This is a genomic window from Streptomyces sp. NPDC037410 (assembly GCF_055602235.1).
Genome location: NZ_JBVJWR010000004.1, coordinates 280246 through 303059, shown reverse-complemented (window position 1 = coordinate 303059; position 22814 = coordinate 280246). Strand labels below are relative to the sequence as shown.

The 22814-nt window shown below is 69.5% G+C and carries 24 protein-coding genes, 1 tRNA gene and 1 pseudogene; 11 read left to right on the top strand and 15 right to left on the bottom strand.

Annotated elements, in window-relative coordinates; genetic code table 11:
- Window positions 1-115 precede the first annotated feature (115 nt).
- The gene (locus tag ACZ7HT_RS09050; protein ID WP_471161857.1) at window positions 116-544 is read left to right on the top strand and encodes a hypothetical protein; all 429 of its coding nucleotides are present in this window, start codon (window positions 116-118) and stop codon (window positions 542-544) included.
- Here ACZ7HT_RS09050 and clpB read toward each other — a convergent pair.
- A complete protein-coding gene (clpB, locus tag ACZ7HT_RS09045; protein ID WP_471161854.1) occupies window positions 534-3128 on the bottom strand; it encodes an ATP-dependent chaperone ClpB in 2595 nt (864 codons plus the stop codon). The genes ACZ7HT_RS09050 and clpB overlap by 11 nt on opposite strands.
- A gap of 122 nt (window positions 3129-3250) precedes the next feature.
- On the opposite strand from clpB, the gene ACZ7HT_RS09040 reads away from it, so the two are divergent.
- Entirely contained in the window at window positions 3251-3655 is a 405-nt protein-coding gene (locus ACZ7HT_RS09040; RefSeq protein ID WP_471161851.1) for a pyridoxamine 5'-phosphate oxidase family protein, read from the top strand.
- 104 nt (window positions 3656-3759) lie between these two features.
- On the opposite strand, the gene ACZ7HT_RS09035 is transcribed toward ACZ7HT_RS09040, so the two are convergent.
- Together ACZ7HT_RS09035 and ACZ7HT_RS09030 are read right to left on the bottom strand one after the other, a co-directional pair.
- Window positions 3760-4077, bottom strand: a complete 318-nt coding sequence (locus ACZ7HT_RS09035; protein WP_078953989.1) for a Rieske (2Fe-2S) protein — start codon at window positions 4075-4077, stop codon at window positions 3760-3762.
- A 7-nt stretch (window positions 4078-4084) separates the two neighbouring features.
- A complete protein-coding gene (locus ACZ7HT_RS09030; protein WP_471161848.1) occupies window positions 4085-4297 on the bottom strand; it encodes a hypothetical protein in 213 nt (70 codons plus the stop codon).
- A 132-nt stretch (window positions 4298-4429) separates the two neighbouring features.
- Here ACZ7HT_RS09030 and ACZ7HT_RS09025 point away from each other — a divergent pair, with 132 nt between their 5' ends.
- The gene (locus ACZ7HT_RS09025) at window positions 4430-5410 is read left to right on the top strand and encodes a helix-turn-helix transcriptional regulator (RefSeq protein WP_471161845.1); all 981 of its coding nucleotides are present in this window, start codon (window positions 4430-4432) and stop codon (window positions 5408-5410) included.
- Window positions 5411-5460: 50 nt separating this feature from the next.
- Here the strand turns inward: ACZ7HT_RS09025 and ACZ7HT_RS09020 are convergent, their stop codons facing one another.
- The 4 genes from ACZ7HT_RS09020 to dnaK are packed head-to-tail and all read right to left on the bottom strand — an operon-like array spanning window position 5461 to window position 9615.
- Complete coding sequence (locus ACZ7HT_RS09020) at window positions 5461-5922, bottom strand: heat shock protein transcriptional repressor HspR (protein WP_471161842.1); 462 nt, start codon at window positions 5920-5922, stop codon at window positions 5461-5463.
- Window positions 5923-5926: 4 nt separating this feature from the next.
- The gene (dnaJ, locus tag ACZ7HT_RS09015; protein ID WP_471161839.1) at window positions 5927-7102 is read right to left on the bottom strand and encodes a molecular chaperone DnaJ; all 1176 of its coding nucleotides are present in this window, start codon (window positions 7100-7102) and stop codon (window positions 5927-5929) included.
- Between the two features lie 33 nt (window positions 7103-7135).
- Entirely contained in the window at window positions 7136-7780 is a 645-nt protein-coding gene (grpE, locus tag ACZ7HT_RS09010; protein ID WP_471161836.1) for a nucleotide exchange factor GrpE, read from the bottom strand.
- A complete protein-coding gene (gene dnaK, locus ACZ7HT_RS09005) occupies window positions 7777-9615 on the bottom strand; it encodes a molecular chaperone DnaK (protein WP_471161834.1) in 1839 nt (612 codons plus the stop codon). Before dnaK ends, grpE begins: the two co-directional genes overlap by 4 nt.
- A gap of 212 nt (window positions 9616-9827) precedes the next feature.
- Here dnaK and ACZ7HT_RS09000 point away from each other — a divergent pair, with 212 nt between their 5' ends.
- The 3 genes from ACZ7HT_RS09000 (at window position 9828) to ACZ7HT_RS08990 (ending at window position 13889) form a co-directional block, all read left to right on the top strand.
- Window positions 9828-10469: a sugar transferase gene (locus tag ACZ7HT_RS09000; protein WP_471161831.1), complete on the top strand. Its 642-nt coding sequence runs from the start codon at window positions 9828-9830 to the stop codon at window positions 10467-10469.
- A 107-nt stretch (window positions 10470-10576) separates the two neighbouring features.
- Entirely contained in the window at window positions 10577-12835 is a 2259-nt protein-coding gene (locus ACZ7HT_RS08995; RefSeq protein WP_471161828.1) for a (Fe-S)-binding protein, read from the top strand.
- A 214-nt stretch (window positions 12836-13049) separates the two neighbouring features.
- Window positions 13050-13889, top strand: coding sequence for a Yip1 family protein (locus ACZ7HT_RS08990; RefSeq protein ID WP_471161825.1), 840 nt, complete (start codon window positions 13050-13052; stop codon window positions 13887-13889).
- A 57-nt stretch (window positions 13890-13946) separates the two neighbouring features.
- On the opposite strand, the gene ACZ7HT_RS08985 is transcribed toward ACZ7HT_RS08990, so the two are convergent.
- Window positions 13947-14444: a phosphoribosyltransferase gene (locus tag ACZ7HT_RS08985; RefSeq protein WP_030209937.1), complete on the bottom strand. Its 498-nt coding sequence runs from the start codon at window positions 14442-14444 to the stop codon at window positions 13947-13949.
- A 13-nt stretch (window positions 14445-14457) separates the two neighbouring features.
- Window positions 14458-15033 (bottom strand): dCTP deaminase, encoded by a 576-nt coding sequence (dcd, locus tag ACZ7HT_RS08980; RefSeq protein WP_056653242.1) that lies wholly within the window; start codon window positions 15031-15033, stop codon window positions 14458-14460.
- Between the two features lie 403 nt (window positions 15034-15436).
- Here dcd and ACZ7HT_RS08975 point away from each other — a divergent pair.
- Window positions 15437-15510 (top strand) — tRNA-Gly (locus ACZ7HT_RS08975).
- A 110-nt stretch (window positions 15511-15620) separates the two neighbouring features.
- Here ACZ7HT_RS08975 and ACZ7HT_RS08970 read toward each other — a convergent pair.
- A complete protein-coding gene (locus tag ACZ7HT_RS08970) occupies window positions 15621-16727 on the bottom strand; it encodes an HTTM domain-containing protein (RefSeq protein WP_471162182.1) in 1107 nt (368 codons plus the stop codon).
- A 431-nt stretch (window positions 16728-17158) separates the two neighbouring features.
- Window positions 17159-17824 (bottom strand): annotated as a pseudogene (locus ACZ7HT_RS08965) (protein kinase domain-containing protein); the annotation flags it as partial.
- A gap of 916 nt (window positions 17825-18740) precedes the next feature.
- Between ACZ7HT_RS08965 and ACZ7HT_RS08960 the strand changes: the two are divergent.
- Complete coding sequence (locus ACZ7HT_RS08960) at window positions 18741-18938, top strand: hypothetical protein (RefSeq protein ID WP_471161820.1); 198 nt, start codon at window positions 18741-18743, stop codon at window positions 18936-18938.
- Window positions 18939-19578: 640 nt separating this feature from the next.
- On the opposite strand, the gene ACZ7HT_RS08955 is transcribed toward ACZ7HT_RS08960, so the two are convergent.
- The 4 genes from ACZ7HT_RS08955 to ACZ7HT_RS08940 form a co-directional block, all read right to left on the bottom strand.
- Window positions 19579-19815 carry a hypothetical protein gene (locus tag ACZ7HT_RS08955; protein WP_471161817.1) on the bottom strand — a complete coding sequence of 79 codons (237 nt, stop codon included), beginning with the start codon at window positions 19813-19815 and terminating at the stop codon, window positions 19579-19581.
- Window positions 19816-20250: 435 nt separating this feature from the next.
- Entirely contained in the window at window positions 20251-20421 is a 171-nt protein-coding gene (locus ACZ7HT_RS08950; RefSeq protein WP_181924584.1) for a hypothetical protein, read from the bottom strand.
- Between the two features lie 28 nt (window positions 20422-20449).
- Complete coding sequence (locus tag ACZ7HT_RS08945; RefSeq protein WP_471161813.1) at window positions 20450-20806, bottom strand: PRC-barrel domain-containing protein; 357 nt, start codon at window positions 20804-20806, stop codon at window positions 20450-20452.
- The gene (locus ACZ7HT_RS08940) at window positions 20803-21294 is read right to left on the bottom strand and encodes a DUF5994 family protein (RefSeq protein WP_471161811.1); all 492 of its coding nucleotides are present in this window, start codon (window positions 21292-21294) and stop codon (window positions 20803-20805) included. Before ACZ7HT_RS08940 ends, ACZ7HT_RS08945 begins: the two co-directional genes overlap by 4 nt.
- Before the next feature lie 308 nt (window positions 21295-21602).
- Here ACZ7HT_RS08940 and ACZ7HT_RS08935 point away from each other — a divergent pair, with 308 nt between their 5' ends.
- From ACZ7HT_RS08935 to ACZ7HT_RS08925, 3 genes are all read left to right on the top strand, one after another.
- Entirely contained in the window at window positions 21603-22181 is a 579-nt protein-coding gene (locus ACZ7HT_RS08935; RefSeq protein ID WP_471161808.1) for a DUF5994 family protein, read from the top strand.
- 4 nt (window positions 22182-22185) lie between these two features.
- Window positions 22186-22395, top strand: a complete 210-nt coding sequence (locus ACZ7HT_RS08930; RefSeq protein WP_471161805.1) for a hypothetical protein — start codon at window positions 22186-22188, stop codon at window positions 22393-22395.
- Window positions 22396-22524: 129 nt separating this feature from the next.
- Window positions 22525-22791, top strand: coding sequence for a hypothetical protein (locus ACZ7HT_RS08925; RefSeq protein WP_471161802.1), 267 nt, complete (start codon window positions 22525-22527; stop codon window positions 22789-22791).
- The last annotated feature ends 23 nt before the right edge of the window (window positions 22792-22814 follow it).

The following is a 22814-nucleotide window of genomic DNA, read 5'->3' as shown; positions in this document are numbered from 1 at the left end:
TGTATTTCCCTTCGTACGGATGCTCGCCATCCTCCCCCATGCCGGGCGGTACGTGGCAAGCCCCGCCGGTCCGGAAGCGGCAAGATCCGCTCCCAGCTGACATGATCTCGGGCCCATGGGGGACACGAAGATGAAATCCCGGTGGTGGGTCTGGCTCGTCGTGGGGCTGGTGGCGCTCTGCGGTCTGCCGGTCACGCTGCTGGTCTGGGGTGCCTACTCGTTCAGCGAGGCCGGGAAGCCTCAGCCGGTGGACTGCGCCGCGGCGATGGAGTTCTCGCGCGGCAGGCTTCCGGCGGGCGCCGAGGACGCCCGGTGCACCGAGGCGCACTGGCAGGACTCGTACGTCACCGTGGACTTCCGGATGCCGCGCGCCGGGGTCGCCGGCTGGCTGAAAGCCACCTATCCGGATGGCAGGCCGCCGATGTCCTGCGATCGGGACCTGTGCCTGGACGCGGACTACGACCAGGCTCTCTACGTGAACGTGAAGGTGGTGTACGAGGACGGCGGCACCGCCCTCGTACACCTCACGTCCTTCAACGTGTAGCCGCTCCCACGATCAGCCCGTCCTCGAAGCGGTCCACGCGGACCGTGTCGCCGTCGACGACCTCGCCCGCCAGGATCTCCTTGGCGAGCCGGTCGCCGATCGCCGTCTGGATCAGGCGGCGCAGCGGCCGCGCGCCGTACGCGGGGTCGTTGCCCTCCTCGGCGAGCCACTCCAGGGCCTCCGGGGTGACGTCCAGGGTGAGGCGCCGCTCGGCGAGGCGCTTGGCGAGCCGGTCGATCTGGAGCTGCGCGATCCGGCCCAGCTCGGTCCGGTCGAGCGCCGAGAAGACGACCAGGTCGTCGAGCCGGTTGAGGAACTCGGGCTTGAAGCTCGCCCGCACGACCTCCAGGACCTGCTGCTTCTTCACGTCCTCCGAGGTCAGCGGCTCCACCAGGTACTGACTGCCCAGGTTCGACGTCAGGATCAGGATGGTGTTGCGGAAGTCCACCGTCCGGCCCTGTCCGTCGGTCAGGCGACCGTCGTCCAGGACCTGGAGCAGGACGTCGAAGACCTCCGGGTGCGCCTTCTCCACCTCGTCGAGCAGGACCACGCTGTACGGGCGGCGGCGGACCGCCTCCGTGAGCTGGCCGCCCTCCTCGTAACCCACGTAGCCGGGGGGCGCGCCGACGAGCCGGGCGACGGAGTGCTTCTCGCCGTACTCCGACATGTCGATGCGGATCATGGCCCGCTCGTCGTCGAAGAGGAAGTCCGCGAGCGCCTTCGCCAGCTCGGTCTTGCCGACACCGGTCGGACCGAGGAAGAGGAAGGAGCCGGTGGGCCGGTCGGGGTCGGCGATCCCGGCGCGGGTGCGGCGCACCGCGTCGGAGACGGCCTGCACGGCCTCGGACTGGCCGATCAGCCGCCTGCCGAGCTCGTCCTCCATGCGGAGCAGCTTCTGCGTCTCGCCCTCCAGGAGGCGGCCGGCGGGGATGCCGGTCCAGGAGCCGACGACGTCCGCGATGTCGTCGGGGCCGACCTCGTCCTTGACCATCGCGTCCTTCGCGGCCTCCTGCTGGGCCTCCGCCTCGGTGGCGGCCTCCAGCTCGCGCTCCAGGCCCGGGATCTCCCCGTACAGCAGCTTGGAGGCGGAGTCGAAGTCGCCGTCGCGCTGGGCGCGCTCGGCGCGGCCGCGGGTCTCGTCGAGGCGCTCCTTGAGCTCGCCGACCCGGTTGAGGGACTGCTTCTCCTTCTCCCAGCGGGCGGTGAGGCCGCGCAGCTCCTCCTCGCGGTCGGCGAGGTCGCGCCGCAGCTTCTCCAGGCGCTGCCTGCTCGCCGCGTCCGTCTCGTTCTTGAGGGCCAGCTCCTCCATGCGGAGCCGGTCCACGGAGCGCTGGAGCTCGTCGATCTCGACGGGCGAGGAGTCGATCTCCATGCGGAGCCGGGAGGCGGCCTCGTCGACGAGGTCGATGGCCTTGTCGGGGAGGAAGCGGGAGGTGATGTACCGGTCGGAGAGGGTCGCGGCGGCCACCAGGGCGGAGTCGTTGATCTGCACCTTGTGGTGGGCCTCGTACCGGCCCTTGAGGCCGCGGAGGATGGCGATGGTGTCCTCGACGGTCGGCTCGGCGACCAGGACCTGCTGGAAGCGGCGCTCCAGGGCGGGGTCCTTCTCGATCCGCTCGCGGTACTCGTCGAGGGTGGTCGCGCCGACCATGCGGAGCTCGCCGCGGGCCAGCATCGGCTTGAGCATGTTGCCCGCGTCCATGGCGGAGTCGCCGCCGGCGCCCGCGCCGACGACGGTGTGCAGCTCGTCGATGAAGGTGATGATCTGGCCGTCGCTCGCCTTGATCTCGGAGAGGACGGTCTTCAGGCGCTCCTCGAACTCGCCGCGGTACTTCGCGCCGGCGACCATCGCGCCGAGGTCGAGCGAGACGAGCCGCTTGTTCTTCAGGGACTCGGGGACGTCGCCCTTCACGATCCGCTGGGCGAGGCCCTCGACGACGGCGGTCTTGCCGACGCCGGGCTCGCCGATGAGGACCGGGTTGTTCTTGGTGCGGCGGGAGAGCACCTGGACGACGCGGCGGATCTCGTGGTCGCGGCCGATGACCGGGTCGAGCTTGCCCTCGCGCGCGGCGGCGGTGAAGTCCGTGCCGAACTTCTCCAGCGCCTTGTACTGCCCCTCCGGGTCGGGTGTGGTCACCCGGCGTCCTCCCCTGCTCGTCTCGAAGGCGTCGAGAAGCTTCTTCGCGCTCGCGCCCTGCTCGTCGAGGATCTCACCGGCGCGGCCGCCCTTGGCGGCGATGCCGATGAGGAGGTGCTCGGTCGAGAGGTAGTCGTCGCCGAGCTCCTTGGCGCGCTTGTCGGCGTCGGCGAGGACGGCGAGGAAGTCGCGGTTGGGCTGCGGGGGCGCGACCGTGGACCCCGTGATGCTCGGCAGAGCGGCGAGGAGGCGCTCCGTACCGGCGCGCACGACCGCCTGGTCGGCGCCGGCGGCGGCGAGCAGGTCGGTGATGTTCTCGTTGTCCTGACCGGTCAGCAGCGCGAGCAGCAGATGGGCAGGCGTGAGGTCGGCGTGTCCGTCGGACACGGCGCGGCTGCTCGCCGCGTTGATCGCGTCCCGGCTCCGGTTGGTCAGTTCGGCGTCCACGTGCGGTGCTCCTCCTGGGTTCTCGTGGGTCCTCTCCTTCTATGACTTCTCCAGGGTACACAAAGTTGAGCCGAACCGACTCAATGTTTCGGAGGGAGCTCGGCCCCGGGTAGTTTCCGGGCATGGCCACAGACCCCAGGAACCCCTCCGACTCGTACCTGAGCTTCTGGCGCGAGTACCACATGTGCACCCTGACCACCCCGCGCGCGGACGGCACGCCGCACGTCGTCGCGGTCGGCGTCACGTACGACCCCGAGGGCGGGTACGCGCGCGTGATCACCAACAAGAACAGCCGGAAGGTCGCCAACATCCTGGCGGCGGGCGCGGACGGCGCGCGGGTCGCGGTCTGCCAGGTCGACAAGGGGCGCTGGGCCACCCTGGAGGGCGTCGCCCGCATCCGTACGGAGGCGGACGTCGTCGCGGACGCCGTCGGCCGCTACGCCGCGCGCTACGGCCGCACGCCGTCGCCGAACCCGGACCGGGTCGTCATCGAGATCGCCCTCACCCGGGCGATGGGCCGCGCCTGACGGACGGCGGGAAGACGCACAGCGGCGCCATCGCGTTTCAGGTCCGCGATGGCGCCGCTGTGTGGGGGAAGTGCCGGAGCGATCTACAACGACGGGGGAATCGCTCAGGCACTGCGGGGGGTGGCGGTGATGGCCTCTGCTTCGATCAGCTGGTGGTCGCGCTGATCGAGGTTGACGAAGATCATGCCGTACCGGATGGCACAGCGGATGGGCTGCGGAGCGCCGCGGGGACGGCGCAGACAGCGGTACGCACGGACGTCTTCGTCCTGTTCGCGGGCGACGACGATCGGCTCTCCGAAGAGGGTGACCTTCAGCGAGTCGCCACGATGGGGGATTGCCGTGGCGAGATCGACGAAGTGCCAGCCGGAGCGGTAGGCCGAAGCCATCTCCCGGCGGAACCTGGGGTCATCGGGAACATTCATGTCCCGACTAGCTCCAGCCGGGGTCCTGCTGGGGGGCCACGCTCCAGCCCGGGTCACCGAGGAGCGTGGGGGCGGCGAGACTCCAGCCCGGGTCGAGCTGAGCGGCCTGCACGTCCGCCGTCCCCGAGTGCCAGCCCGGGTCGAGGGCCACTCCCGCGCCCACTGTGGCGGCCGCGATGAAGGCGACTCCGGCCGCCGCGCGTATGAGCTTCTTCATCATCACCGAGCAACCTCACTTGAAGGCAACGTCTACTTCCAACCCCCGCGAGTAAGACGATGGCTTACTCTCTGCGCCTGCACCACCAAACCCAGGCATCATGTTCCTGAGATGCAGGAGCCTGGGGGTGTACATATGCGGAAACAAGCGGACGAAACAGGTCACCCTCATTCGCACGCCGAACTGTGCGAAGCGGGCTCCGAGCTGTACGCGGCCGCCCTGCGCACCGGGCGAATACCCCGGTCAGAGGCGGTCGAGGCACCCTGCCTGCTCGATCTGTCCCTGCTCCACCCCGACCCCGACGACGCGCAGTGGCTGCGTCCGGTTCCCCCCTCCGCGGCACTCGCCCAGCTGCTCCAGCCGATCGAACGCGAGATCCTCGACCGCCGGCGGCGCACCGTCGCCCTCTCCGACGCGTTCGAGCCGTTCATGGCGATCAGCGCCCACGACTCCCCCACCACGCACGCGATCAGCGTCCTCGAGGGCATCGACCGCATCAACTCGACCCTCGACCGCGTCGTGGCCAACTGCCGCCACGAGCTCCTCACCGTCCAGCCGGGCGGCGGACGGCCCGCCCAGGCCCTCAGCGAGGCCCTCGACCGCGTCTCCCCGCTCCTGGGGCGCGGCATCAGCATGCGGACGCTCTACCAGCACACCGCGCGCCACACCGAGCTCACGCTGACCTATCTGGAGCACGTCGGCCCCGAGGTCCAGGTCCGCACCCTCGAAGAGATCATCGACCGGCTGATCATCGTGGACCGCGAGGTCGCCTTCATCCCGGCCCGCAGCGACCGCCAGGTCGCCCTGGAGCTGCGCCACCCCGGCCTCGTCGCCTACCTCGGCGGCGTCTTCGACCAGTTCTGGCAGCTGGCCGTGCCGATACGGGAGGAGATCCCGTACGACATCAAGAGCGACGGCATCGGCGGCGTCCAGCGCTCCATCGCCAAGCTCCTCGTCGAGGGGCACGTCGACGAGGCCATCGCCCGCCGGCTCGGGATGAACGTACGGACCTGCCGGGCGCACATCGCCAAGCTCGCCGCCGCCCTCGGCAGCGGCAGCCGCGCGCAGCTCGGCTATCTGATCGCCCAGTCCGGGATCCTCGAACGGGACAGCTGAAAGAGGCCCCCTCCACAAGGGAGGGGGCCTCTTCCATGACCGGTGAAGGGCTACTCGCCGCGCTTCGGGCGCCACACCACGAGGGCGCTCGCCTGCTGCACGTCGGTGTACGGCACCAGATCCCGGCGGTACGAGGCGTGCACCTGGGCCTCGCGCTGGCGCAGCGTCGCCGCCGCGCCCTCGACCGCCGCCGACAGCTCGGCCACCCGGGCCTGGAGCGCCGCGACCTGGTTCTCCAGTTCGATGATCCGCTTGATTCCGGCCAGGTTGATGCCCTCGTCCTGCGACAGCGCCTGCACCTGGCGGAGCAGCTCGATGTCACGGGCCGAGTAGCGGCGGCCCCGGCCGGCCGTGCGGTCCGGAGAGACGAGCCCGAGGCGGTCGTACTGGCGGAGGGTCTGCGGGTGCAGACCGGAGAGCTGGGCCGCCACCGAGATGACGTACACCGGCGACTCGTCGGTCAGTTCGAATGCCCTGTTGCTGAATCCGGGCTGCCGTCTGCGTCCTTCCACCGGGTCACGCTCCCTTCGCGGCCTGGAACAGCTCGGCCCGCGGGTCCTCGGAGGCGGTCGCCTCGCGGAAGGTCTCCAGGGCCTCGCGTGCCTTGTCGTCCAGTTCCTTCGGCACCGCCACCTCGACCGTCACGAGGAGGTCGCCGCGCGTGCCGTCCTTGCGGACCGCGCCCTTGCCACGGGCGCGCATGGTCCGGCCGTTCGGGGTGCCCGCGGGCAGCTTGAGGGTCACCGCGGGGCCGCCGAGGGTCGGGACCTTGATCTCGCCGCCGAGCGCCGCCTCCGAGAAGGAGACCGGCACCGTGACGGTGAGGTTGTCGTCCTTGCGGCCGAAGACCGGGTGGGCGTCGACGTGCACGACGACGTACAGGTCGCCGTTCGGCCCGCCGCGCTCGCCCGGCGCTCCCTTGCCGCGCAGCCGGATCTTCTGGTTGTCGCTCACGCCCGCCGGGATGCGGACCTGCATGGTGCGGGAGGACTTGGCCCGCCCGCTGCCCTTGCAGACCTCGCAGGGGTTCTCGGCGATGAGGCCGCGGCCCTTGCAGTCCACGCAGGGGTCGGTGAGCGAGAAACCGCCGCCGCTGCCGCGCGAGACCTGCCCGGTGCCGACGCAGGTCGGGCACACCCGGGGCGTGCCGTTCTTGTCGCCGGTGCCCGAGCACGCCGTGCACGGCTGCTGGCTGGACATCCGCAGGGGCACGGTCGCGCCCTCGATGGCCTCGGTGAAGCTGAGCGTCACCTCGGACTCGATGTCCTGGCCGCGCCGCGGCTGGGTGCGGGTGCCCGCGCCCCCGCCGCGGTTGAACAGGCCGCCGAAGACGTCCCCGATGCCACCGCCGCCGAAGCCGCCGCCCGCCCCGCCCTGGGCGCCTCCGAAGAGGTCGCCCAGGTCGAAGTTGAACGAGCCGCCGGCGCCCGGGCCGCCGGCCCTGAAGCCGCCGTTCCCGAACAGGGCGCGCGCGTCGTCGTACTCCTTGCGCTTCTTGGGGTCGCCGAGGACGTCGTTCGCCTCGGAGATCTCCTTGAAGCGCGACTCGGCGCTCGCGTCACCCTTGTTGGCGTCCGGATGGTTCTCGCGGGCGAGCTTCCGGTACGCCTTCTTGATCTCGGCCTCGGTGGCGTCCTTGGGGACGCCGAGAACCTTGTAGTAGTCCTTCTCGACGAAGTCCTTCGTACTCATCGACGTCCCTCCTCCCGCTTCCGGGTACGGCTGTTACTCGCTGTCCTTCTCGGACTTCTCGGACTTGCCGGCGTCTTCCGGCTCGTCCCCCTTCGCCTGCGCCCCCGGCTGGGGCTCGGCGACGGCCACGCGGGCGGGCCGGATGGTCCGCTCGCCGATCCGGTACCCCGGCTGCAGGATCGCCACGCAGGTCGTCTCGGTGACGTCCGGCGCGTACGAGTGCATCAGGGCCTCGTGGATCGTCGGGTCGAAGGGCTCGCCCTCCTTGCCGAACTGCTGCAGACCCATCTTGGCGACGACGGTCTCCAGCGATTCGGCCACCGACTTGAACCCGCCCACGAGCTCGCCGTGGTCCCGGGCCCGGCCGACGTCGTCGAGCACGGGAAGGAGCTCGGACAGGAGGCTCGCGACGGCGATCTCCTTGACCGTGACCCGGTCCCGCTCCACGCGGCGGCGGTAGTTCTGGTACTCGGCCTGGAGCCGCTGGAGGTCCGCGGTGCGCTCGGTGAGCGCGGTACGGGCCTGGTCCAGCTGCGCCAGGAGGGCTACGTCCGTAGCGTCCCCGGCCGGGGCCGTCGAGTCCTCCTCGGAGGTCTCGACGGCCTCGGCGGCGTCGTCAGCGGTGGCGCCGGAGGGGACGTCGGACTTCTCCTCGAAGCCCGGGGTCTCCTCGGTCACGCCTGGCCGCCCTTCGGCTTGTCCTCGTCGACGATCTCGGCGTCGACGACGTCGTCGTCCTGCGCCTGGGCCTGGCCGGCGTCACCGGCGGCCTGGGCGCCCTGGGCGTCGGCGTACATCGCCTGGCCGAGCTTCTGCGAGACGGCCGCGACCTTCTCGGTGGCGGTGCGGATCTCGGCGGTGTCCTCGCCCTTGAGCTTCTCCTTCAGCTCGACGAGCGCGGCCTCGACCTCGGCCTTGACGTCACCGGGGACCTTGTCCTCGTTGTCCTTGAGGAACTTCTCCGTCTGGTAGACGAGCTGCTCGCCCTGGTTGCGGGACTCGGCGGCCTCGCGGCGACGGTGGTCCTCGTCCGCGTACTGCTCGGCCTCCTGGCGCATCCGGTCGACCTCGTCCTTCGGCAGCGAGGAGCCACCGGTGACGGTCATCTTCTGCTCCTTGCCCGTGCCCAGGTCCTTCGCGGTCACGTGCATGATGCCGTTGGCGTCGATGTCGAAGGCGACCTCGATCTGCGGGACGCCACGCGGGGCCGGCGGCAGACCGGTCAGCTCGAACATGCCGAGCTTCTTGTTGTACGCCGCGATCTCGCGCTCGCCCTGGTAGACCTGGATCTGCACGGACGGCTGGTTGTCCTCGGCCGTCGTGAAGATCTCGGACCGCTTGGTCGGGATCGTGGTGTTGCGCTCGATGAGCTTGGTCATGATGCCGCCCTTGGTCTCGATGCCGAGGGACAGCGGGGTCACGTCGAGGAGCAGGACGTCCTTGACCTCACCCTTGAGGACACCGGCCTGGAGCGCGGCGCCGATGGCGACGACCTCGTCCGGGTTGACGCCCTTGTTGGCCTCGCGGCCACCCGTCAGCTCCTTGACGAGCTCGGCGACGGCCGGCATACGGGTCGAGCCACCGACGAGGACGACGTGGTCGATCTCGCCCAGGGCGATGCCCGCGTCCTTGATGACGTTGTGGAACGGCACCTTGCAGCGGTCGAGCAGGTCCGAGGTGAGCTGCTGGAACTGGGCGCGCGTGAGCTTCTCGTCCAGGTGCAGCGGGCCCTCGGCGGAGGCCGTGATGTACGGCAGGTTGATCGTGGTCTCGGTCGAGGACGAGAGCTCGATCTTCGCCTTCTCCGCGGCCTCGCGGAGACGCTGGAGAGCCATCTTGTCCTTGGCCAGGTCCACGCCGTGGCCGTTCTGGAACTGCGTCACCAGGTAGTCGACGACGCGCTGGTCCCAGTCGTCACCACCGAGGTGGTTGTCACCGTTGGTGGCCTTCACCTCGACGACGCCGTCGCCGATCTCCAGGAGGGACACGTCGAAGGTGCCGCCACCGAGGTCGAAGACGAGGATCGTCTGGTCGTCCTTGTCGAGGCCGTAGGCCAGGGCGGCCGCGGTCGGCTCGTTGACGATGCGCAGGACGTTGAGGCCCGCGATCTCACCGGCCTCCTTGGTGGCCTGACGCTCGGAGTCGTTGAAGTACGCCGGGACGGTGATGACCGCGTCGACGACCTTCTCGCCCAGGTACGCCTCGGCGTCGCGCTTGAGCTTCTGCAGGATGAAGGCGCTCATCTGCTGCGGGTTGAAGCTCTTGCCGTCGATCTCGATCTTCCAGTCGGTGCCCATGTGGCGCTTGACCGACCGGATGGTCCTGTCGACGTTGGTGACGGCCTGACGCTTGGCCACCTCGCCGACGAGCACCTCGCCGTTCTTCGCGAAGGCGACGACGGACGGCGTGGTCCTGGCACCCTCGGCGTTGGTGATGACGGTGGGCTCGCCGCCTTCCAGAACGCTGACGACGGAGTTAGTCGTGCCCAGGTCGATGCCGACCGCACGTGCCATTTCGATTCCTCCAGCTGACTGACTTGAGTGGAACTGACTCAAGGATGCACGAGGAGGTCGCCTTCGTCAACAGACCTGAGCCGAGTCGACTCAACTCTTCGCCCGATGGGACGCTCAAAGGACGCGCCGCTCCGCGTCGTTCCCCGGTTTGCCCTGGTTCACATGAAAGGGTCCGGACATATGCCAGGATTCCCGCCGGAGGGTGAGACCGCATGACGGCGCAGCGCGTGTCGACGGCGAAGGGCGCGTCGACGGCCAAGCGGTCGTCGACGGTCAAGGGCGCATTGACGGTCAAGCGGTCGTCGACGGTCAAGGGGACGTTGACGGTCATGGGCGCGTCGGCTGTCCAGCGGGCGTTGACGGCCAACCGCTCATCGGCGGCCAAGCGCGCGTTCGACGTGACGGCCGGGGCGCTCCTGCTGCTCGTCCTCGCACCCCTGATCGCCGGCACCGCCCTCTCCGTCACCCTCGGCGGCGGCGGTGCGGTGCTGCGCCGCCGGACGGTGGCCGGCCTCGGCGGACGACCCTTCACGATGCTGACCTTCCGCACGAAGAGCCCGCTGGCCGCGCTGCCGCTGCTGCTGCACGTCGTCGCGGGCCGGATGTCGCTCGTCGGCCCGTGCCCGCTGACCCCGGCGCACCGCGAGTGCGCGGGCGAGGGCCGCCGCCGGCTCTCCGTACGCCCCGGGCTGACCGGACCGTGGCAGATCAGCGGCCGCTCGGACCTGCCGTGGGAGGAGCGCGAGCTGCTCGATCTCCACTATGTGGACCACCACTGGCTGGGGATGGATCTGCTGATCCTTGCGCGTACGCTTCCAGCTGTACGCAGGCGTCGCGCGGCAAGGTTTGCCTGAGCGACACATATCACCGCGAGCGCCGCTACAGCGCGGCGCCGTGACCGGGTAATCTCAGCAGGAACTCAATAAGTTACCGCTTAGTAGGCCCGCCCGAGGAGCCCGTCATGCAACTCGCCGCGATCATCGTGTCGATCGCCATCACGGTGGTGGCCGTCGCGCTGTTCGGCCGCGCCACCGTGCAGATCTACCGCTTCGTGCGGCTCGGTCAGCCGGTCCCCGCCGGCACACGCACCGGTGACCCCAAGCAGCGCACCATCACGCTGGTCAAGGAATTCCTCGGCCACACGCGCATGAACCGCTGGGGCATCGTCGGCTTCGCGCACTGGTTCGTCGCGGTGGGCTTCTTCTCGCTGCTCCTCACCATCGTGAACGCCTTCGGCCAGCTCTTCCAGGCCGACTGGCTGATCCCGATCATCGGTGACTGGCTGCCGTACGAGATCTTCACCGAGTTCCTCGGCACGATGACGGTCCTCGGCATCGTGACGCTCATCGTCATCCGCCAGCTGAGCAAGCCGACCAAGGCGGGCCGCAAGTCCCGCTTCGCCGGTTCCAAGACCGGCCAGGCGTACTTCGTCGAGGCCGTCATCCTGATCGTCGGCGTCTGCATCATGACGCTCCGCGCCCTCGAAGGCGTCCAGCACCACGTGACGAGCTGGGAGCCGGGCTTCTTCGCCTCGTACCCGCTGATCGCGCTGCTCGACGGCCTGGACCTGAGCACGATCCAGTACCTCACCTACTTCTTCGCGTGCCTCAAGATCGTCACGTCCTTCACCTGGATGATCACGGTCTCGCTCAACACCAACATGGGTGTGGCCTGGCACCGCTTCCTCGGCTTCCCGAACATCTGGTTCAAGCGCAACGCCGACGGCTCCACCGCCCTCGGCGCGCTCCAGCCGATGACGACGGCCGGCAAGGAGATCGACTGGGAGGACCCGGCCGAGGACGCCGTCTTCGGTGTCTCCCAGGTCGAGCAGTTCTCCTGGAAGGGCATCCTCGACTTCTCCACCTGCACCGAGTGCGGCCGCTGCCAGTCGCAGTGCCCCGCCTGGAACACGGGCAAGCCGCTCTCCCCGAAGCTCCTGATCATGTCCCTCCGGGACCACGCCCACGCCAAGGCGCCGTACCTGCTCGCGGGCGGCGGCAAGGACATGGAGGGCAACGAGAAGGCGACCGAGGAGCAGCTCAAGGACGTCCCCGCCGCCGCCCTCGCCGAGGCCGAGCGCCCCCTCATCGGCACCGCCGAGGAGAACGGCGTCATCGACCCGGACGTCCTGTGGTCCTGCACCACCTGCGGCGCCTGCGTCGAGCAGTGCCCGGTCGACATCGAGCACATCGACCACATCGTCGACATGCGCCGCTACCAGGTGATGATCGAGTCCGCGTTCCCGTCCGAGGCGGGCACGATGCTCAAGAACCTGGAGAAGAAGGGCAACCCCTGGGGCCTGGCGAAGAAGCAGCGCGTCGAGTGGACCAAGGAGGTCGACTTCGAGGTCCCGATCGTCGGCAAGGACGTCGAAGACCTCTCAGAGTTCGACTACCTCTACTGGGTCGGCTGCGCCGGCGCCCTGGAGGACCGGGCCAAGAAGACCACCAAGGCCTTCGCGGAGCTCCTCCACATCGCGGGCGTCAAGTTCGCGATCATGGGCGGCGACGAGAAGTGCACCGGTGACTCCCCCCGCCGCCTGGGCAACGAGCCGCTGTTCCAGCAGCTCGCCCAGGAGAACGTCGCGATGCTGAACATGGCGTTCGGCGAGGACGACGAGGACGAGTCGACGAAGAAGCCGAAGTCGGCGAAGAAGATCGTCTCGACCTGCCCGCACTGCTTCAACACCATCGCCAACGAGTACCCGCAGCTCGGCGGCGAGTACGAGGTCATCCACCACACCCAGCTGCTCCAGCACCTCATCGACGAGGGCAAGCTGATCCCGGTGACCCCGGTCGAGGGCCTCATCACCTACCACGACCCGTGCTACCTGGGCCGTCACAACAAGGTCTACACGCCGCCGCGCGAGATCATGTCCGCCGTCCCGGGCCTGCGCCAGCAGGAGATGCACCGCCACAAGGAGCGCGGCTTCTGCTGCGGCGCCGGCGGCGCGCGGATGTGGATGGAGGAGCGGATCGGCAAGCGCATCAACAACGAGCGCGTCGACGAGGCCCTGTCCCTCAACCCGGACATCGTCTCGACGGCCTGCCCGTTCTGCCTCGTCATGCTGACCGACTCGGTCAACGGCAAGAAGAACGAGGGCAAGGCCAAGGAGTCGGTCACGGTCGTCGACGTCGCCCAGCTGCTCCTCGACTCGGTGAAGACCCCGGTCGAGCCGGAGGAGGAGCCGGCGGCCGAGGAGCCGGAGCCGGCGGTCTGATCCCGGATACGCAAGGAAGGGCCGCCCCGCGCTGCTGAAGCGCGGGGCGGCCCTTTCGCGTCCGTACGCCGTACGCACGTCGTAGTCACGTCATACGCACGACGTACGTACGACGAAGGAGGCGCCCCCTCGTCCCCCCTAGGGGATGTCACAGCTCAGTGGCAAGGACCGGCCTGGGGAGCGACCACACGCTGGAACCGGGTACGTTCAAGGCGTGGCTGGATTCAGGAACGGACGCGGCCGGGACAACCGCCCCCCGCAACAACAACAACCGCAGCAGGCGCCGTACGGGTACAACGCGGCCCCGCCGCCGTACCCGCAGCAGCAGTGGCAGCAGCCGCCGCAGAGGCAGCAGCAGCAGGCGTACGGAGAGCCGGAGTACTTCGGCGACCCCTACGGCCGGCAGGGGCACCAGCAGCACGCGGCGGCGAACAACCCGGGCCACACCCAGATGTTCAGCGTCGACGACCCGTACGCCCAGGCGGGGCCCGTCGCCGCCCCCGTACCGACGGGCCCCCGGCTCCCCTGGAAGCAGCTCCTGAGCGGCATCGTCGTGCGCCCTGCGGACACGTTCCTGCAGATGCGGGACTACGCCGTCTGGGGCCCGGCGCTGATCGTCACGTTCCTCTACGGGCTCCTCGCGATCTTCGGCTTCGACAAGGCCCGCGAAGAGGCGCTCAACGCGACGATCTCGACGACGATCCCGTACGTCCTGATGACCGCCCTCGGCTTCGTGCTCGGCGGCCTGATCCTGGGCGCGGTCACCCACACCCTCGCGCGCCAGCTGGGCGGCGACGGCGCCTGGCAGCCGACCGTCGGCCTGTCCATGCTGATCATGTCGATCACGGACGCGCCGCGCCTGGTCTTCGCACTCTTCCTGGGCGGCGAGAACGGCCTGGTCCAGATCCTCGGCTGGGCGACCTGGCTGGCCGCGGGCGCGCTCCTCACGGTCATGGTGAGCCGCTCCCACGACCTCCCCTGGCCGAAGGCCCTGGGCGCGTCGGCGATCCAGCTGGTGGCCCTGCTGAGCCTGATCAAGCTGGGCACGCTGTAACGACACACGAAAAGGCCCCCGCCGGGTTCGGCGGGGGCCTTTGCTCTTCTCTGGGCCTCAGGCGTCGAGAACCTGACCCTCACGCTTCACGACGGGCGGCAAGACCGACCAGGGGAAGTTGATCCACTCGTCGGTCTTCTTCCACACGTACTCGCACTTCACGAGGGAGTGGGACTTCTCGTAGATGACCGCGGAGCGGACCTCGGCGACATGGTCGACACAGAAGTCGTGGACGAGCTTGAGCGTCTTGCCGGTGTCGGCGACGTCGTCCGTGATCAGGACCTTCTTGTCGGAGAAGTCGATCGCGTCCGGCACGGGCGCCAGCATGACGGGCATCTCCAGGGTGGTCCCCACCCCGGTGTAGAACTCGACGTTCACGAGGTGGATGTTCTTGCAGTCCAGCGCGTACGCCAGACCGCCGGCGACGAAGACGCCGCCGCGGGCGATGGAGAGCACGATGTCGGGCTCGTAGCCGTCGTCGGCGATGGTCTGCGCCAGCTCGCGGACGGCGGTGCCGAAGCCCTCGTACGTCAGGTTCTCGCGTACCTCACTCATGCCTGCGACCGCCTCACACCTGGGTCCGATGGAAGTTCATGAACGAACGGGAGGCCGTCGGCCCCCGCTGGCCCTGGTACCGGGAGCCGTACCGCTCGCTCCCGTACGGGAACTCGGCGGGCGAGCTCAGCCGGAACATGCACAGCTGGCCGATCTTCATCCCCGGCCAGAGCTTGATCGGCAGGGTGGCGAGGTTCGACAGCTCCAGGGTCACGTGCCCCGAGAAACCGGGGTCGATGAACCCGGCGGTCGAGTGCGTGACCAGCCCGAGCCGCCCGAGGGAGCTCTTCCCCTCCAGCCGCGAGGCGATGTCGTCCGGCAGGGAGATGACCTCGTAGGTCGAGGCGAGCACGAACTCGCCCGGGTGCAGGATGAACGCCTCGTCGCCCTCCGGCTCGACCTCACGCGTCAGGTCGAGCTGCTCGACGGCGGGGTCGATGTGCGGGTAGCGGTGGTTCTCGAACACCCGGAAGAAGCGGTCAAGCCTCACGTCGATGCTCGAGGGCTGCACCATGGATTCGTCGTACGGGTCGATGCGCACCCGCCCGGCATCGATCTCGGCCCGGATGTCCTTGTCTGAGAGAAGCACGCCCCCACGATACGCACGATACGCAGAAGGCGCGGACCTGCCCCGATCGGCAGGCACCCGCGCCCCGGCACCTCACGCGTCAGCGCCGCCCGACCTCCACCGGCACCGCATGCCGCAACCGCGCACACCGCGGACACCGGATGAGCCGCCCGGGCCCGATCCGCCCGGCACCGAGCTGCTGAAGCGGGAACGAGGCGGTACTGAACACATGCCCTTCGGCACAACGGACGACGGTGCGCTCCATCGAAACCATCAAGTCCCTTCCCCTACACACGTGGTGGACGATCAGCCACATTAGGGGATGAAGGGGGCACCCATGGCACACCACACGGCGGGAGCTTCGCCTCAAGTGGCGCATGGGGTACAGTGTGCAACGATGCGGAACGGATCATCCGTCCGCTGCGCGGATGTAGTTTAATGGTAGAACATGAGCTTCCCAAGCTTATAGCGCGGGTTCGATTCCCGTCATCCGCTCCATAGCAAAGCCCCAGGTCAGCGACCCGGGGCTTCGTTGTTGTCTAGGCCTCTTGGGGATTCCTCCCGCACCATCTACCGCCACAGGGCCCATCGCGTGGACTGAACCGCTTTCACCCTCCACTCGGAACGACCTGGTCCTGCGGGGCGGGTAGCTCCGGTCTTCCCTGCGCGGGTACGGATCCCGATCCTGTGGCCCGGCCGGGTGCCGCCTGCCGCATTCCGGTGCGCCGTGCCGCACGGCGCCACAGTCGGGGCAGGAAGGCGTAGAAGCGGTCGGGCAGGAACACGGCGTCCGCGATGATCATCGCGCCGGAGAAGAGCGGCAGCCCCATGAGTACGGCGATGCCGATGTGCATCCCGAGCAGCACGGCAAGAACGGGATACTTGAGCCGGCCGAAGAGTACGAACGGGAAGGCGACCTGGACGAGCACCGTGACGTAGCCGGTGATCGCGATCACCATCGGGAAATCGTCCACGAGGTGGGAGAGCGCGGGCCAGGGCTGGAACAGTTCGAGGTTCAGCGCGTAGTGCAGAGCGGTGCCGCCGCCCCAGGTGGAACCCTGGACCTTGTACAGGCCTGCCGATCCGTAGAGGAAGCAGACCTGTGCGGCGATGACGAAGACGCCGCAGTTGTGCACCACGGTGGTCAAGGTGACGCGGGCGTGGCGGAGTTCCTGCGCGTACAAGCCCCGCACCGGCTCCGGCACGTCGCCCGCACGAGCCGACTTGAGCCGGTCGCGGCGTGCGTCCAGGGACCAGCGCCGACCACACGCGGTCAGGACGAGGTACATGGCCATCAGCAGGACCAGGTTGTCGCCCCCGTCCGTCATGAAGATCGACCTCGCGTGGAACGAGATCACCACGACGGCGAAGAGGACGGACATGACGCGGGTCCGCCAGCCCAGGATGAACAGTACGGACGTGACGACGGCCATCGCGTAGCAGAACTCGAAATAGGCGGGGCTGTCGGACAGGATCAGGACGCTGTTCCAGCCCGTCTGTTCGAAGAGCTGTTCCGCCAGCGCAGGCGTCCAAGGGGACTCGGGTCCCCAGATCTCTCCACGGTGCGGGAACTCGCGGAGCAGGAAGACCAGGTAGAGCAGCCCGTAGCCGATGCGCAGCACCGAGGCGGCATACAAGGACACCGGGCGGCCGGTGAGGAGGGCCCACAGAGCGCTGACCTGGCCGAGGAGCCACTGACGGGCGACACCGACCAGCGAAGTCCCCGGACTCTGGGGGCGTTGTGGTGCGGCTGCCGCAGAGGAGGGCCGGGAGGGCTGCTCAATTCCACGAGCGACAGCAGGCAACCGAGGAGCGCGACCGCGCCCTCGGCGGTCGGGCGGAAGACCACCTGGGCCAGGGCGTGGCGCGCAGGCTGGGCGTCGGGGACCGACGGCGGCGCCGCCACGGGTTCAGGAGTTGTGGGGCTGGGGGCTGCGGGGCTCGGAGCTGCGGGAGCCACAACCGCAGGAACCGGAGCTGCCGGAACCGGAACTCCGGGAGCCGCAACCGCGTAAGCCGGGACCGAGGAGGCCAGAACCGTGGCACGGGACGCGACCGTGAGCGCCGCCTTCATCGCCGCCGCGTCCGCGAAACGATCCTCGCGTGCCTTGCTCAGCGCCCTGAGCACGACGTCCTCCAGGGCAGGCGGCAGCTCCGGGCGCAGCCGCGAGGGCGGTACGGGCTCCGCGGCAAGGTGCTGGTGCATGACCGAGAAGGGCGATTCCCCGGTGTACGGGGGGCGGCCCGTCAGCAGTTCGTACAGCAGACAGCCCACGGCGTACAGGTCCGCGCGGTGATCGACGTCACTCCCGTGGATCTGCTCCGGAGACAGATACGCGGGTGTACCGACCGCGACTCCCGTTCCGGTCAGGCGGGTGGCCGCCTCGGTGAGGGCCTTGGCGATGCCGAAGTCGAGGACCTTCACCGCGCCCGTCCGCATGAGCATCACATTGCCGGGCTTGATGTCCCGGTGCACGATGCCGTGCCCGTGGCTGTGTTCCAGCGCCTCCAGCACCCCGGCGGTGACGTCGAGTGCCGCATTGATCGGGAGCGGACCGTCGGCCAGAGCCTGGTTCAGGGCCCTGCCTTCCACGTACTCCATCACCAGATACGGCTCGACGGCACCGCCGACACCGTCCTCGCCCACATCGTGCACGGTGGCCACGCCGGGGTGGTTGAGCGCGGCGGCGGCATGCGCCTCCCGCTGGAACCGGGCCAGGAACTGCGGCTGCCGGGCCAGCTCGGCGGACAGGGTCTTCACGGCGACCGAACGGCGCAGCCGGTGGTCCACGGCACGGTGCACGGTTCCCATGCCGCCGTGTCCGAGCAGCTCCACCAGCTCATAGCGCTGCCCCAACATCCTGTACGCCACCGTGCTCCTCCATCACCCGCCAACGCCGACGTTCGGCAAGACACCATAAAGCGCCCTCCGCGTTCCGCCTCGGCGGCCATGTCGTGCCACAACGTGCCGGCATGAGCCCCGGCACGGCATCCTTCTGATCAGCACCGTGCGAACAGGAGAAAGCCACGAACGAACGCCGGAACTGGAGGGCCACCGTGACCATCGGCAGCTCGCCATCGAGCGGCTACTGGGCCAGGGCCAGCTCCTGCCCGAACCCATGACACCGCGTTCCTGGGTAATCCACCCGCTCGTGGCCCGCGCCGTACGCCGACACGACCCGGACCCGGGCCGGCAGGACGACCTCCGGCGGTTCCTGCTGAACCGCCACCTGCGTCCTTTCCTGAGCCGATGGCATCCTGCGCTCCAGCAGCACGAGGCGCAACGCCCGGCCAACATGAGCACCACCGCACACGAACAGAGGTGGCCCCTTGCGACCGACCTACGTGCGGAGCCGGCGGCGCTACGGGCTCCGCTGAGGGACATCGCTCACCGGCTCGGCGATCTATGCGGAACCGATCTCACGGCTGACGAGTCTGCCGCCGACTGATCCGGCCTGCTCCCGGTACGACTCTCGATCGTTACCGGAGGCCAGGCGTCACGGCGGCCGTCCTCCTCACCGACAAGCTCCGCTTCACCCGCCCGCGAACCCCTCACCGCCGTCCGCGACACCTTCCCCGTGGAAGGGATGGCCGCCTCCGACGCCGCCACATCGGGACGGGCGTCACCCGTATGCCCCGCTTCGCGGTCGACCTGATGCAGACGGTCACTGTCCGTGTGAGCGTGACCCGAGGGAGGCCGTACCCACGCATCAGGAGGAGTCGCTGTCATGGGCGGTAAGCAGGACAAGCATCAGGAGCCGGGCAAGGGCCGCGAGGCGCGAGGTCACCAGCGACCGGGAGACCCCGCGCACCCCCAGCCGGGCAGGCAGTCCCGCGAACGGGGACAGAAGCAGGACCAGAAGGAGGCCTCGCGCCGCGAGGACGACCTGCTGCGCGAAGAGGACCTTCACGACGAGCCGCTTTGACCGGAACAGCACTCGTCCACACGTCCAGAGCCCGGTCGGTCCACAGCCACCGCGCCGGGCTCTGTTACGTCCAGACCGACGCCCGACCTTGAGGCTCGCAGCCGCACCCGCCGTCGACGTCATGCCTCATCGAGGTTGACCGCCGCACCCGGCGGGACAGCGCCAAGGCCGCCCGAGCCGGCAGGTCACGGCCCTGTCGGTCGAGGCGCGCCGGAAGCGACTACACACCTCCTTTCCCCGCCCTTCAGGTTCGACTCGACAGTGAATGCCCGCCCGCAGCGCAGGGCGTCGCGTTGCATCCGCCGGACGGAGATCGCAAGACTTGGTCGCCGGTGACCGCCAGCAGCGAGACCTGTCGAGAACAGGTACTCCACGTCGTGTACGAAGCGGTCGAAGGCAACCGCCTCCTCGGCCTCCCTCACCCACCAGGGAATCCGCCGTATGGAGGTCGAAGAAGAACGCGGCTGAACCGGACCGCCCGATGGCCCGCCTTCCCTCCCGACCTGTCCGGCCCGCAGTCGTAGAATGGGACATGGATCGAGCACGCTCACGTGTGACGATCCGGAAGGGCGGCCTCGGCGGAGTGAATGCGCTGAGGCCGTTGTGACGACCGCCGCCATGAGGCCCGCGTCGCCCTACGTCATGTCGCCGCCCGGTGCTGGTGACCCACCTCGCGCGCAAGGTCCAGTACGAGGAAGCGGTCGAGGAAGGCGAACCTCTCGAACTTGGCACCGGACGGGATGTCGACGCGCGTCACCACGGTGCCAAGCGTGTCCAGGACGGCGGGGACGCCGAGATCATCGGCCGACACGTCATGGGCGTGCCGCAGCACATCGGCGGGGATCGGCCTGGACGGCGCCTTTGCCCAGTCGGCCACCAGCTGCCGCCAGTGCCCGAGCGTCCGCCGGGGCCTCTTCGAGCGCAGTACCGGTGACCGTGACCGGTGTGCGGTAGGCGCGGCCGAGCAGCAGCATCCTCACAGCCAGCGGATCGGTCCCCTCCGGGACGGCGGCGTCCAGGGGCCCCGAGGCCAAGAGGTGGGCACGGTCCGGGACGCCCCGTTCCGGGGATGCCGGGCCGCCCGGCCCACGTCGACGCGGACCCCGCCGACCGCGCCCTGTGCGGCGGTCCCGTACGCGTGGACGTGTACGTCGGCAGCGGCGCGGAGCGTTCCGTTCGGATGGTGAACACCGCCGATGGCCGGCGGGTGGACGCAACCGCTCAGCGGATGGCGGCGTACGGAGGGAATCTCCACGGGGCGGCCGATCGGGTGTCGACGATACGCAGCATGATGCGGAGACCGTCCCCGAGGTCACCGGAGCGGGCGGTGGCGGGCGGAGCGGCGGGTGCGCAGGGCCATGTAGAGGAGGTCTGCCACGAGTACCGCGATGCCGATGAAGAGCAGGAACAGGAGTCCGTCGGCGACGGCGCCGATGAGGCCCAGGATGATCGCGACGATGATCAGGGCGAGGAAGAGTGTCATGGGGGCCGCCTCCCCGGCGGTCGGGTGCTCAGCGTCGGGCGAGTTGCCGTTCGCCGTTCGCACCGGGTTCGTAAGCGAGGCCGTAGTGGCGGAAGACGGCTTCCTCCTCCTCGAAGGGCAGGACACCGTCCGTGCCGATGGAGGGGCTCCCTTTCACCAGTTTCCTGTCGTGGGCGACCCGCACGTACCCCGGCCCCACCGTCGCCCCCTCCAGGGGGACGAACACCAGGCGGTGCCGGGTGGGCAGGCCGACGCGGACCGTGGCCATGGCCGGTTCGTCGGTACTGGTGTCGACGTAGACGGATTCCAGTTCGCCGATCTTGTGGCCGCCGGGGTCCACCACGTCCTGATTGCGCCACTCGCGGATGTCCGCCGTCTGGATCACGCCGCTCCTCCGTCCTCGGTCGTCGGTGGGGGAAGCGGGGCGACGAGGAGCTCGGTGGCCTGCGTGATGTTGTCGGCGTGGACCGCGCGGGCCATGGCCGTACGGGCGGCATCGGGCTCCGTGTCCGGCGGCACCACCATCAGCGCGAAGTGGTCCTTGTCGCCACGGGTGATCAGGACGGTGTCGTCGCCGACGGGGAAGGAGTCGAGGTGGACGACCCGGTCGTCGATGACCAGCCGGGTCGGAATCTCGTTCCACGCGGTGGCGTCCAGGCCGACCCGGGTGATGGGCCCGAGGTGTTCCGTCAGGGCTGCCACCAGCGTGGGAACCTCTTGCTCCACGTCGCGAGTGCGCGGCCACCACGCCCCGTCGAGGACGCCCTGCCGGGAGTGCGTCGTCTCCAGCCGGAGCAGAGCCGTACCGGGGCGCACCGCCTGGTGGATCTCGTCCGGCAGGAGCAACGGGGGCGGGATGTCGGAGTCGGTCATGGTGGATCCGCTCGTCTACGAGTGCGATGCCGCGGCCCGTCACGGCCGCGCCCGAGAGGGGCGACGGCCCCCCGGCGGGGCGACTGTGCCGTCATTTCACGGTAACCCCGGCTCCCTCGTGTCCGCCCGTCGCCGGACACTCGTCCCTACGAACCGGAGGTATATCCCCGTATCAGGCCGAAAACGGACTGATCGGACGTACCCTGGAAGTACCGGAAGTACTTCGAGCACCAGCTTCCACGCAGGTGACATTTCCGGGGAACACGAAAAACCGGGCTGCCGACGGGCAGCCCGGGGGCAGGTCCGCCATGACCACCACCCTCGACAGGACAGCGAACCGCGCCCTCACCCCAGGACTTCCGGCCCGCTTGTCGCTCACCCCTAAGACCACACTCACCGGTCGGCTCGACGGCGCCTGGTGGCCCCGTTCACGCGACCTGGCAGCCGAGCTGCCGCCGCTGGCCGATGCCCTCGAAGGACGCTGGGGCCGCATCACCCGTGTCCTGGTGAACCCCGACCACTGGCCCGTCGTCCCGCACAAGGTCGCCGCCACCGGCCACGTGCTGCACGTGGGCTGGTTCACCGAGCAGGACCCGGACAAGATCATCCTGCTGTCCTACACGACCGGCCGCTGCGACCTGCTCGTGATACCCCCCGAGACCGAACCCGCCTCCGCGGCCCGGCTGATGACCGCCGCCGCACTCCCCGGCAGCATCCTCACCGCGGGCTCGCTGATGTCCGGCGAGGCCGCGACCGGCCGCCGCATGCGGGAGGCACGGAGCAGCGAAGACGCCTGGGAGACCGACGGCGGGGCCGCCCCGACTCCCCAGCCGCACCCCGTCGTCGGCGCGCGGATGATTCCGCTGCCGGGACACACCGGGAGGTGAGGACATGGAGACCGTGATCACGCTCGTGGCAGCCGCACTTCTGATCGCGCTCGGCACACGCCTGATCCACCGGCTGAACGCCCAGCACGACGCACGCATAGCGGCCCACCACTTCGACGGCCCCTACCCCTCCCTCCGCCGTCCCCCCGGCCACAGCCACCCCGGGCCGCCCGAGCGAATCGCCGATCGCCGGCCTACGGGCACCTGGCCCTGACCTCAGACCACTCCTCCGGCCGAAGGCCGCGGGTGGGGCACCCGGCACCCGGGACAACCCACCCGCCGGCCTCTCGCTTCTGTCCCGAACTTCTGTCCCGAACTTCTGTCCCGAACGGAGCACGCCGTCTTGCACCCCACCGAGAACGAGCCCCTGCCGCAGGGGGGACACGCCAAGATCCGTATCGTCTCCGCCGCCCCCGAGGCCGCCCGCGCGGTCGCCGAAGTGATCCGCCGGTGCTTCGCCGGCGCGGAGCAGCGCAGCTACCCCGCGCCGGGCGGCGGCACACGGCTCCACCTCACCGTCGACACCGAGACCGCCGCCGGACCCGCCCGCACCTGGCTCGCCACCAGCAGACAGCCCACCGGCCCCGGACCCCACACCGAGGAACCCTGACCGGCCAAGAACGACCACCGCAC